At 40.0% G+C, this 12,798-nt stretch carries 10 protein-coding genes; all 10 read right to left on the bottom strand.

Features of this window, described 5'->3' with window-relative positions:
- Positions 1-22: 22 nt before the first annotated feature.
- A complete protein-coding gene (gene uvrA / locus D8S85_RS02275; protein WP_106624611.1) occupies positions 23-2,785 on the bottom strand; it encodes an excinuclease ABC subunit UvrA in 2,763 nt (920 codons plus the stop codon).
- A 124-nt stretch (positions 2,786-2,909) separates the two neighbouring features.
- Complete coding sequence (gene rplI, locus D8S85_RS02270; RefSeq protein WP_106624610.1) at positions 2,910-3,350, bottom strand: 50S ribosomal protein L9; 441 nt, start codon at positions 3,348-3,350, stop codon at positions 2,910-2,912.
- Positions 3,351-3,371: 21 nt separating this feature from the next.
- Positions 3,372-3,641 (bottom strand): 30S ribosomal protein S18, encoded by a 270-nt coding sequence (gene rpsR / locus D8S85_RS02265; RefSeq protein ID WP_018336357.1) that lies wholly within the window; start codon positions 3,639-3,641, stop codon positions 3,372-3,374.
- A gap of 3 nt (positions 3,642-3,644) precedes the next feature.
- Positions 3,645-3,992, bottom strand: coding sequence for a 30S ribosomal protein S6 (rpsF, locus tag D8S85_RS02260; protein ID WP_205702828.1), 348 nt, complete (start codon positions 3,990-3,992; stop codon positions 3,645-3,647).
- Positions 3,993-4,182: 190 nt separating this feature from the next.
- Positions 4,183-5,217 (bottom strand): endolytic transglycosylase MltG, encoded by a 1,035-nt coding sequence (mltG, locus tag D8S85_RS02255; RefSeq protein WP_106624608.1) that lies wholly within the window; start codon positions 5,215-5,217, stop codon positions 4,183-4,185.
- A 12-nt stretch (positions 5,218-5,229) separates the two neighbouring features.
- The gene (locus tag D8S85_RS02250) at positions 5,230-6,276 is read right to left on the bottom strand and encodes a nucleoid-associated protein (RefSeq protein ID WP_106624607.1); all 1,047 of its coding nucleotides are present in this window, start codon (positions 6,274-6,276) and stop codon (positions 5,230-5,232) included.
- Between the two features lie 5 nt (positions 6,277-6,281).
- Positions 6,282-7,883: a DUF3078 domain-containing protein gene (locus D8S85_RS02245; RefSeq protein WP_240648796.1), complete on the bottom strand. Its 1,602-nt coding sequence runs from the start codon at positions 7,881-7,883 to the stop codon at positions 6,282-6,284.
- A 14-nt stretch (positions 7,884-7,897) separates the two neighbouring features.
- The gene (locus tag D8S85_RS02240; RefSeq protein WP_106625234.1) at positions 7,898-8,707 is read right to left on the bottom strand and encodes an SDR family oxidoreductase; all 810 of its coding nucleotides are present in this window, start codon (positions 8,705-8,707) and stop codon (positions 7,898-7,900) included.
- Between the two features lie 173 nt (positions 8,708-8,880).
- The gene (locus D8S85_RS02235) at positions 8,881-10,104 is read right to left on the bottom strand and encodes a tetratricopeptide repeat protein (protein WP_106624605.1); all 1,224 of its coding nucleotides are present in this window, start codon (positions 10,102-10,104) and stop codon (positions 8,881-8,883) included.
- A 43-nt stretch (positions 10,105-10,147) separates the two neighbouring features.
- Positions 10,148-12,658, bottom strand: coding sequence for a DNA gyrase subunit A (gyrA, locus tag D8S85_RS02230; protein WP_106624604.1), 2,511 nt, complete (start codon positions 12,656-12,658; stop codon positions 10,148-10,150).
- Positions 12,659-12,798 lie beyond the last annotated feature (140 nt).

The raw sequence follows: 12,798 nt of genomic DNA, 5'->3' as shown, positions 1-12,798 counted from the left end.
ATATTCCAAGTAAGCATGTTCGTTATTTATTTTCCTGCAATTTCTCGGCAAGATATTTCCCGGTATAAGAGGCTTCACATTTTATCAAGTCCTCCGGCGTTCCCTCGAAAACGAGATAGCCACCTTCACTTCCTCCTTCCGGTCCTAAATCGATAATATTATCGGTACATTTGATCACGTCCATGTTGTGTTCAATGATCAATACCGTGTGTCCTCGTTCGATCAGCGCGTTCAGGGAATCCATCAACTTATGAATATCGTGGAAATGCAACCCCGTGGTCGGTTCGTCAAACACGAAAAGGGTCGGTTCCGCGTTTTCCTGGCTAAGATGGTAAGCCAGTTTTACACGTTGACTCTCGCCGCCACTTAACGTGCTGGATGCCTGACCTAATTTTATATACCCCAGACCGACATCAACCAATTTTTGCAGTTTGCTAACGATGCTGCGTTCGCTATGACTTGTCCCGGAAGAGAAAAATTCCACGGCCTGGTTCACGGTCATCTCCAAAATATCATATATATTCTGTCCTTTGTACTTTACTTCCAGAACTTCATCCTTGAAGCGTTTCCCTTTGCAATGTTCACATTCCAAATAGACGTCCGCCATGAACTGCATCTCGACTTTGATGATTCCTTCTCCCTGACACTCTTCGCAGCGGCCGCCCGGTACGTTAAATGAAAAATGTGCCGGTTTGAACCCGTTTAATTTCGACAATTTTTCGTCAGCAAATATTTTACGTATATCGTCCCATGCTTTCAGGTAGGTAACCGGGTTGGAACGGGAAGATTTACCAATCGGGTTCTGGTCAATAAATTCCACGCCATGAATAGAATTCAAATCTCCACTCAAGCGGTTGAAGCTTCCGGTACGGTCGGAATAGTCGCCATAATATTTTTTCAGGGCAGGTACCAGAATCGTTTTGATTAATGTACTCTTACCCGACCCGCTAACCCCGGTCACGGCTGTCATTATTCCCAAAGGAATTTTGACATCAATGTTTTTAAGGTTATTTTCCGTAGCCCCGGAAAGGAGTAGGTAACGCTTTGATTTTCTTCTTTTTGCCGGAACGGGAATGTTCTTTTTCCCATATATATAGTCTGCCGTGAGGGTGTCCGCTTTTTTCAAGTTTTGCAATGTTCCCTGGTATACAATTTCTCCACCCAATCTTCCTGCCAAGGGGCCGACATCAATAATTTCGTCCGCCGCTTTGATAATATCCTCGTCATGCTCAACGACCACCACGGTATTACCGATATCGCGAAGACGCTGAAGTACTTGTATCAAGCGATCCGTGTCCCGGGAGTGCAACCCGATACTCGGTTCATCCAAAATATATAGCGAACCGACAAGAGCAGAACCCAAAGAGGTTGCTAGGTTGATGCGTTGTGACTCTCCACCGGATAATGAGGAGGATAAACGATTCAGTGTCAAGTAGCCAAGACCGACATCCAACAGAAAATCAATCCGGTTGTGAATATCCGGGAGTACTCGTGCTGCAATTGTCTGGTCGTGTTCGGATAACTGAAGGTTGTCAAAGTAAGTTTTCAGTTCCGAGATGGGTATATCTACAAGTTCTGTAATCGATCGCCCGTTTATTTTCACGTAGGAGGCTTCTTTTTTCAAGCGAGTTCCGTGGCACACCGGGCATCTGGTTTTTCCCGTATACCTGGCAATCATTACACGGTTCTGTATTTTGAACTTTTTAGCCTCCAGGTGTTCAAAAAACGCGTATATTCCGTATTCACTATTCCAAAGAAGATCTTTTTCCTTGTCTGTCAGTTCAAAATAAGGGGTATGTACCGGGAAATTGATCTTATGAGCACGTTGTACGAAAAAATGTTTCCACTCGCTCATTTTTTCTCCTCGCCAGCACATGACCGCGTCATCGTAGACGCTCAACGATTTGTTGGGGACCACGAGATCCTCGTCGATCCCGAGTATTTTTCCGTATCCTTCGCATTTCGGACAAGCTCCGATGGGGGAGTTGAAACTGAACGTGTTAATGGTAGGTATTTGAAATTCAATACCATCCGCCTCGAATTTATTTGAAAACGAGCGTGTTACACCGTCAATGTCAATGTAACAAGTTCCGTTTCCCTCGTAAAGAGCCGTTTCAACGGAATCTTTTATCCGGGATACCGTGTCTTTCTCGTCATTTATCCGGGTTCGGTCAATCACGAGAAACATCTCCTTCGAGGCATCCAGCGGGATATTTTTTTCGATCAAATCGGAAATTCGTATGAATTCATCCCCGTATTTTATTCGTGAGAATCCCTGGCTGATTAAAAGAGGAAGATTTTCATTTGTCGTCTCGGCCAATTTTGCCATGATGACCACCGTCTGATCGGTATGGCCTTCCAAAATATACGAGTAGATATCATCCACGCTATGACGCTTAACTTCTTCGCCCGAAACAGGGGAGTAGGTTTTACCAATTCTGGCATACAGCAGTTTGATATAATCGTAAAGTTCCGTGGATGTTCCCACGGTTGAACGCGGGTTCGAGGTATTCACTTTTTGCTCGATTGCCACGGCAGGTGGGATACCTTTAATGTAGTCACATTCCGGTTTGTTCAATCTCCCCAAGAATTGACGGGCGTAGGAAGACAAGCTTTCCACGTAGCGTCGTTGTCCTTCTGCATATAACGTGTCAAAAGCCAGTGAAGATTTGCCGCTTCCGGAAACCCCGGTAATCACGACAAACTGGTTTAACTTGATGTTCAAGTCGATATTTTTCAGGTTATGAACCCGTACACCTTTCAACTCAATGCTTTGCTTACTCATATATGTCCTTCCAAAATATATACAAAGATAAGGTTTTTCGCAAAAAAAGCACCCTTTGGGGGTGCTTTTAGCGTTTGGAATATGTTTGGAAATACGTTTAAGTCTTGTTAATGACTTGTTTTAATTATTCTGAAACTACTTCGAACTCAACATCAACTTTCACTTCTCTGTGAAGTTTGATAAGAGCGGTATAAGTTCCAACTTCTTTTACATCTTTCAGCACGATCTTCTTCCGGTCGATGTCGAAACCTTTCTCCTTCAAACTTTCAGAAATCATGATGCTGTTAACAGAACCGAAGATCTTACCGGTAGAGCTGGTTTTAGCCCCGATCGTAAGTTTTACCTCAGCCAATTTTGCTGCTAATTCTTCTGCCTCTGCTTTCAATTTAGCTTCTTTGTGAGCTCTTTGTCTTAAATTCTCTGCAACAACTTTTCTAGCAGAAGGTGTTGCTAAAATAGCGTAACCTTGAGGGATAAGGTAGTTACGTCCGTAACCTTGTTTTACATCAACGATGTCATCCTTATGTCCTAAGTTGGCTATGTCTGTCAATAATATTATCTCCATTTGTGTCCTCCTTCCTTAAAATTATTTCATCAAGTCGGTTAAGTAGGGCAACAAAGCAAGATGTCTTGCTCTCTTCACAGCGGTTGCTACTTTCTTTTGGTACTTCACAGAAGTTCCGGTAATTCTTCTAGGAAGAATCTTTCCTTGTTCATTCAAGAATTTCTTTAAAAATTCCGGATCTTTGTAGTCGATGAATTTGATTTTTGCTTTTTTGAATCGACAGTACTTTTTCTTTTTGATTTCAACCGTTGGGGGGGTTAAATATCTAATTTCGCTTTCGTTCTGTGCCATGGCTTATTTCTCCTCTTGTTTTACTTGATTTTTAGCTCTTCTTTTCAATGCATACTCGTAAGCATACTTGTCTAATCTGAACGTCAAGAAACGAATCACTTTTTCGTCACGTCTGTAAGAAGTTTCCAGTTTATTAACTAGTGTACCTTCTCCTTCGAATTGGATTAAGTGATAAAAACCTGTCGTTTTCTTTTGGATTGGATAAGCCAGCTTGCGTAGACCCCAAGCCTCCTCGTGCTCGATATTACCGCCATTCTCGGTAATAACAGCTTTGAATTTTTCTACCGCTTCCTTTACCTGTATTTCAGATAAAACGGGAGTTGTGATGAAAACGGTTTCGTAATGATTCAACATAACTGATTGTTTATTAATACATTAATGTAATAAAAATTTATTTATCGCCCGCAAAGTTACTACTTTCCTTCGGATTTACAAAGAAATTTACCATTTTAGATTTTAGATTTAAAATTTTAGATTCCAGCCACACAGGAAAAGTTTAGAATTTAAGAGTTCATTTAGTTTTTGGCTTTTCCACGTAATTTTACTTCCATATCTTCCGTTTGTTCAATTCTTGATGGTACTCCCGGGCATAGATGTTATGCTGGCGGAGTGTTTTCGAGAAGTTGTGGTAGCCGGAAAAGTCACTTTTAGCGCAGAAATACAGATAATCATGCTTTTGATAATTCAACACGCTATCAATGACCTTGATGGAAGCCATCCGGATCGGTCCCGGGGGAAGCCCGGCGTACATATATGTATTGTAGGGTGAATTTATCTTCAGGTAACGATCCAGAATACGACTTATCGTGAAATCTCCCAGTACGAATTTAAGTGTCGGACAAGCATCCAATTTGATTCCCCGGTTCAGTCGATTGATGTAAACGCCCGCGATGACGGGGTACTCCTCTGCTTTCACGGTCTCTTCTTCAATGATCGAGGCCAACGTAATTACTTGTTCCGGGGAAAGTCCAATTGCCGATGCTTTTGCCATCCGGTCTTCATTCCAGAAACGATGGTATTCTTTTTTCATTCGTTTCAACAGATCAAGAGCCGGGGTGTTCCAATAGATCTGGTAGGTATTAGGAATAAACATGGCCATGATCGTGGTAGTATCAAATCCTAAATCGGCGAGCACATCAGCATCTTTCAACAGGGTTAGCAATTCTTCTTTGGAGGTATTTAATTCTTCATGAGCTTTCCCGGCAAATTCATCCAGCGTCCGCATATTATTAAAGGTGAAGTAAACCGGGTATTGGTTTCCGGACCGAAACATGTTGATCAATTCATTATTGTTCATTTTGTCCCGAATTTTATACCTTCCGGATTTCACGGGTGAAGTAAAACGTTTCAGTCTGGCGACCACACCGGGGGTGTGGGTATTTTCGATATACCCATATCTTCGCAGGGCGTCGAGCACCTGTGATAGGGTACTGTTATCCCGCAAGTAAATAATACCGTCATCCTTGACATTCGTGTTTGGAGCCAGAATATAATAATATCCTAATCCCGCACAGATGCCAACGGCAACGACCAATATACCTAATATGATAACGATGTTCCTGATTTTTTTGCTCATAAGCAGGAAATATTAGTTTTCTTCTCTAAAATATAACTTGTAATAATTCATATCCCGGTCCGAGTCGTACCCTTTCTCGATGTATTTCTTTTGTCCGTGAATATAAACATGAAAGTTTTTGTCCAATTTCAACACGTGCTTAAAGTATTTTTTTTCATCTTTTACCGCACTGTTGGATACATCAAATTGGTCTTTTAACGCGAGTTCGTTCTTTTCTTCATAATAGTTTTTGAAATTCTCAAAAGCATCGATGATTTGCGGATCGGAGACCACTTCTTCTTTGAACAAGTTTTCATTGAATGTATCTGCTTTTTTAAAGTAATCAATAGAGCGATTAAGCATATCAATTTGGTCAGCTTTCGGAATATCATTTTCCTGGTTATAAACCTCCTGAACAAAATCTTTGCAGAGTTTCAAATAGTTGGATGTCTGGAAATAGTTATCCTCACATTGTTCCAATCCTAAAAAATCAGTCGTCCAGTAAACTGCTTCCGTGGAATTGGTCTTGTCCAAAATGCTTACCCGATAACCGTTTTCACTCTCAATATTGAATACCAAACAGGCCTTATCTAATTTCTTGATATTGATTCCCGATTCGCTTTCCAGCTGATAACTATTATCATTCATGATGATTTTCAGGAAAGTATCCTTCGTTTCTGATTTGAAAATACCGATAGCATCACAAGGTCCTTCTTCCAGCACGCAGTTTTTGAAATGGACCATGTATAACTCTCCGGCTTTTATGTTCGGATGGTTCGACTGGTCGAATAGATGCTGTGCAATATTTAACGAAGCCTCGTAAAAATTCGTGTTATCTTCAAATATGGAATTTATCGCATTATACACCAAATTATGGTATAAGTTATCCTCGATAGGGGCAAAGCGGAAATAAGCATCCTTTTTAAAAGGTGCAAGAAAATAACTTTTAAGTAGGTTGTGAACATCCATATCATCCGGTAAGAAACAAGCTTCCGAGAAACGCAATTTGCCGTCCTCGTACTTATTACCGATATCATGGATCACGATATTGTTGATCTCGCAGGATTCAAAATTCATCATATGTTTTAAAATCTAAAGTAAACTCCTAAGTTTAATGTCTGTTTTAATTGTATCTTTTTAGAATCATTCTGATTGTAAACGGCATTGGCGTAAATGGAGGTCTGCATGAAATAATTGATTTTAAAATTCAGCGTCAGTCGCCAGTCCATTGTCAATTTTTCCGGTTGTTCATAGTAACTGGAGAATATAATCAGATGATTGTCAATTTTTAAGAATTTAAAGAATTCATGCTGGTTTTTCAATTCAACTTTAGCACCGGCATCACTTTTGAATTTTTTCCCTGCTTCCAATCCATAACGCTTGGGTGCGACAAGGTTTGTATCACGCATATATACCCATTGTCCGGCGATAGGAGACAGGTACAAAGAAATGTTACTCTTGGGTTTATAGTCCAAACCCAAAGACAAGGTGAAATTTCCAGGTGTTAAAAAGGCTGCAACGACTTCTTTATTCGGGTTGTTTTTTGCTTTGAACAACACGGTATTCATATCGAACTGCGTGGCGTAGTTCCAATGTTTAAAAGCTTTTATTCCCAGTTTCGATTGGAGTTCCAATTTATCTTCATTTTTACTCAAGTCTTCACTACCGCTTTTTAAGGCTCCCAGGCGATAACGGATCGAGTTTTCCCACGTTGTGTTATTCTTTTTATACGTTGCAAAATACTTTAAGTCAGAGAGAATGGATAGCGAGTTTTCACCACCGCTGGCCCAGTTGCTACTAATAAACCCTTGTCCAAAAGAAAAAGTGACATCGGAATAGTACATCCAGTACCTTCGGGATATGGGACCGACATTCATTTCCGACAGTACAAAATATATTGAATCAGAGGATTCTAGAAGGCATTCTTTAATAATTTCTTTGGGTTCAGAATATTTCTGATATTGATAAACATTTTCATCCAGAAAGAATTTCAGTTGATTTCCCCGCGGCATTACTTTTACCCAAGTACCGATCGTGTCACCAATAAAGTTCTCTGCCATAAAGCGATAATATTGTGTTTTTCCCGTGTTTAGCCACAAGTTTTTAGGATGGTTAGAGGCTGACAATAAGGTGATTTGTACGGAATCACGACTTTTTTCCTTCATCCATTGATAATTCACATCCTGCTCCATAAAGGAGAGTAATGTCTTCAAATTCTGGTTTAACAATTTATCGTAATGTATGGAATCTTCTGGATGTTCTTTATAGAATTCGATACTATCTTTTTTTATACGGTCCTGAATCTGATGAATAGCTTCTTCTTTTGCCTGTACGGTTTCAAAATAGTTCCTCACGTAATTGAGCATATATTTAATATGTTCATTTTCAGCGTAATCACTTAATGTATTGATGGCCTTGTATAACTCATAATATTTCATTCTTTCTTTTTTCAAGTTTTCCAAAGCATAGCGAACGTGCGGATCATCAATATGTTGATTTTTATGATGCAAATAAATGTATTTGAGTTGAGGACGAGTATGATAAAGAGAATCTATTTTGTTATGTTTCAAGGGTAACACGCGAGAAGATGACAATTTAGGCATAACACGTGTATGTTCTCTTTTCTGGGCAAAAAGGGAAGTTATGGATATTAGAAATATAAAAGTGACAAGTACAAGATTTCTCATGTGCTTTATATTCGTTATTTAAATGGTGAATCGGGCTCTTTAGCCATGTGGCTGTAAGCAAGTTTGTCCAATAAGCTAGGGAACCATTTGCTTAAGAAGACGGATATTTTTCCTTCAACCAGTGTCATCACGATTTCCCGTTTACGTTTCACAACGCCATTCACAATTATTTGGGCACATCTTTCTGCACTCATCATTTTGTCTTCAGCCCGCGGACTATCGCCTTGTTGACGGCCGTCAGCGACTAAAGCTGTTTTCCGTATATTAGAAGCCGTGAATCCGGGTGCAGCAACAAGGACATGCAATCCTTTCTTTAAGTTTTCGACCCGCAATGTGTTCAAGAATCCGCGCACGGCAAATTTGCTGGCAGAATATCCGGTTCTGCCGGGTAACCCCAAAAAGCCGGCAACAGAAATAATCCCGACTAAACTACCTTTCGTTTTTAATATATAGGGTAGCGCGAATTTGGTACAATAAACCGTTCCCCAAAAATTCACGTCCATTAAACGACGTATGACATCCAATTCCAAATCCACAAATAGTGCACGCATGGATATTCCGGCATTATTTACAAGAACATCAATTTTACCAAATCGCTCAACCGTTTTTTCAATTAGATTTTTACAATCTGCCTCTTGAGTAACGTCTGTTTGAACGGAAAGAGCATCAACACCTTGCGCTTTCAAATCTGTCTCGATTTTTTGTAATTCATCTAAATTCCGAGCACCCATGGAAATTTTTGCACCACGTTTTGCAAATTCATAAACAAGTGCTTTACCGATGCCAGAAGAAGCTCCTGTAATAATTACAACTTTATTTTGCATGAATATTATTCTTAGATGTTTGTAACTTACAAATATAGTAACTTTTGAAAGATCATGAAAAGAAAAAGTAATCTTTTCTTCTCGCATAATAAATGTCTTATAATTGATATTATGTTAATAATTAAACACTAAAAAAAGAAGGAGAATCATATATCTCCTTCTCCTTGTGATCTTTACAAGCTTTTTAACTTCTCCATTGTTTTGTCATATTTCTCTTGATAAACTTTATTTTTTGTTCTCAAGCGGAAATATAATTCTTTCAAAGTAGACAACGTGTTACTGTCATTAGGATTTAATTCCAATGCTTTTTCAAAATAAGGAATTACGGCCTCGTATTTATCCATAATTTTGTCCAATGCGGCATTATATTCCTTTGCATCAACGATATCCTGTACAACTTTATGATCTTCAATAACCCGGTTTAAGTGAATATTCCCTAAGTTGTATTGTGCGAAGAAGTCATTTGGATTTAGCTCCAACGTCTTGAGATACATGGCTTCAGCCTTTTCTGGTTGATTCAATTTCTCGTATAAAGATCCTTTAGCTCTATAATATTCTGCTTTATTCGGCTCTTGTTTGATGGCTGCATCCAAGAATTCTTCAGCTTTTGCCGGGGTATCTCCCATCAAGTAGTAGTTGATCAATTCAACCAGCATGTAGTTATCATCCGGATATAATTTGTGTCCTTCGTGTAAGAAATTAACAGCTTCTTCCTGTTTTGCTTTTCCCGTAACAGAATCTCCGGCTTCATTAGCGGCACGGCTTTGTCCCAAAAGGATATTTGCTACCATCGCGTAAATCTTTCCGGCTTCATAGTTTAATTCCAAAGATTTTTTGTAGAATTTGATTGCTTCATCCAAATCTCCGGCTTTGTGGGCAGCCACTCCGGCATTATAGATGACAGTCGTGTCCACTTTTTTAGAACCTAACGGAGATTCGTTGATTTCCAATACGCGTTTGAAATTGTTTACAGCGTCTTTAAAATCTTTGGTATCATCTGTTTTCATTCCTTGGTTGTAACAAATAACACCTTGGTTAGTAAAGTCTATAACCAAGTTTGCATACTGAGTCTTTAAATCTTTCTCAAATTTATTCTTATCGTCCAGTTGGATAACTTTTTGATAAGAGTCCCACGCTACGCTTAACGGGTCTTTGGAGAGTTTTTTGTAATTCTCATCTTGAGTTTCGAAGATTGCTTGGTAGATTTGTCCTCTAACCATATAGGCTTTCGCCCAGTTTACGCAATTCTCATGACCAATAGCCTCATCTATCAGTTCTTTCGCTTTATCCAGCTTTCCCTGCGTGAAAAAGCTAACAGCAGATGTTACTTTCCCCTTTTGCGCGAAAGATATATTCACGCAAAGCAGAAGGGCAATGATAAAAGATAGTCTTTTCATACATTAAAAATTTGTGTTCCAATTAGATATCATGTGTAAATAATTATTCTTCATCGTTTGACTCTGCTATTTCCGTTCCCTCCTGCCCTTCTTCCGGAAGATTCTCTTCTTTCGAAGCGGATACTTTCGCTACAGCGGCAATAGCATCATCATTTCTCAAATTAATTAATCTCACTCCCTGCGTGTTACGTCCCATAACTCTCAAAGTGCTGACATCCAGTCTTATCGTCAATCCAGACTTGTTAATAATCATCAAGTTATCTTCATCCGTAACGTCAAGTAAGGCTATCAGATTTCCTGTCTTTTCCGTCATGTTGATCGTCTTAACCCCCTTACCACCTCTATTGGTGATACGATAATCCTCTATACTGGAGCGTTTTCCATATCCATTTTCAGAAACAACCAACACGTCGGATTTACCGGATTCGATGCAAATCATACCGATTACCTCGTCTCCTTCGTTATCTAGCGAGATACCTTTCACCCCAGATGCCGTTCTACCCATGGGACGAACTTTTTCTTCCGGGAAACGGATGGCTTTACCGGATTTGATTGCAATCATGATGTCACATTTGCCATTGGTCATTTTTGCATCCAGTAATTGATCTCCTTCTTTAATTGTAATGGCATTTACACCATTTGCTCTCGGACGAGAATAGGCTTCCAAGGTCGTCTTTTTCACAATACCTTGTTTAGAGCATAATACGATATAGTTATTATTAATATACTCTTCGTCTTTCAGATTGAGGATGTTGATGTAAGCTTTCACCTTATCATCCGGCTCGATATTTAACAGATTCTGGATAGCTCTACCTTTGGATTGTTTGGTGCCTTCCGGGATTTCCCATACTTTCAGCCAGAAACATTTTCCTTTTTCCGTGAAGAATAACATGGTGTTATGCATCGTGGCCATGATCATGTGTTCAAGGAAATCTTCATCTCTCGTGGCCGACCCTTTCGAACCTACTCCCCCGCGGTTTTGAACTTTGTATTCAGATAATGGTGTCCGTTTGATATATCCCATGTGAGAAATGGTGATCACCATTTCTTCATCGGCATAAAAATCTTCCGGGTTGAATTCTTCGGATGCATAAACAATATCGGTTTTACGTTCATCGCTATATTGAGCTTTTACTTGAAGCAGTTCTTCCTTGATAATTTGCATTCTTAATTCCAAACTAGCCAAAATTTCCTTCAAATGCTCGATCAGTTTCATGATGTCGTCATACTCGGCTCTTAGCTTGTCTTGCTCCAGACCGGTCAGTTGACGCAATCTCATTTCCACAATCGCCCGAGCCTGAATTTCTGTCAAGGAGAAGCGTTCAATCAAATTGTTTTTCGCTTCATCCGGAGTTTTAGATGCCCGGATAATTCGGATCACTTCGTCAATATGATCACTGGCAATGATTAAACCTTCCAAAATATGAGCTCGATCTTCCGCTTGTTTCAATTCAAATCGCGTCCGGCGTGTAATGACATCGTGACGATGTTCTACGAATAACCGGATCAAGTCCTTCAAATTCAACAAACGAGGTCTACCTCCAACGAGTGCGATGTTGTTTACCCCGAAAGAAGTTTGAAGAGCCGTATGTTTTAATAATGTATTCAGTACGACATTGGCAATGGCATCTTTTTTCAAATCAATCACGATACGCATACCGCTACGGTCTGATTCGTCATTGATATTAGAGATTCCATCTATTTTTTTCTCGTTTACCAAGTCTGCAATGCGAGAAATCAATTCCGCCTTGTTGACCATATAAGGTATTTCGTGAACGATCAGTTTTTCCCGTCCGTGAGGAGTTGTTTCCACAGATGTTTTCGAACGAACAACCACGCGGCCTCTTCCCGTATGATATGCTTCCTTCACCCCGGCATACCCGTAAATTGTTCCTCCCGTGGGGAAATCGGGGGCTTTTATGATCCGGATCAAATCGTCTATCTCTATATCCGGATCATCGATATAAGCACAAATCGCGTCTACCGTATCGCTTAGATTATGAGGAGGCATATTCGTCGCCATACCCACAGCAATACCGGATGCACCATTCACGAGCAGCAAGGGGATTCTGGTGGGTAGAACGCTGGGTTCTTTTAATGATTCGTCGAAGTTCGGAATCATGTCCACGGTATCCTTATCCAAATCCACCAAGGTGTCCTCGGTTACCTTCATCAAACGAGCCTCAGTATAACGCATTGCCGCAGGGCTATCTCCATCCACGGAACCGAAGTTTCCTTGCCCGTCAACCAGCGGATAACGCAAAGACCAACTTTGGGCCATACGTACCATCGCCATGTAAACCGAGCTATCACCATGAGGGTGGTACTTTCCGAGTACCTCTCCGACGATTCTCGCTGACTTTTTGAATGGTTTACCAGACGTAACACCCAATTCGCTCATTCCATATAATACCCTTCTCTGTACCGGTTTCAAACCGTCCCTAACATCAGGTAATGCACGCGACACAATCACCGACATTGAATAGTCAATGTACGAAGATTTCATCTCCTCCTCGATGTTGATCTTGATAATTTTTTCTCCGACGTTTTCCATTTATAATATTAAATTACACTATTAACGCATTGTTTTATAGGGTATTATTCTAAATTTCACCCCTATATTACTAAAATCCCACAAATGTAATAAAAACAGTGGATTAACGGAAATTTTAAATCCTTTTTTATTCACTTTCA

This window comes from Butyricimonas faecalis (assembly GCF_003991565.1).
In the GTDB taxonomy this organism is placed as follows: Bacteria; Bacteroidota; Bacteroidia; order Bacteroidales; family Marinifilaceae; genus Butyricimonas; species Butyricimonas faecalis.
Note: the sequence above shows the minus strand (reverse complement) of the source record. Positions and strands in the feature narration are given on the sequence as shown.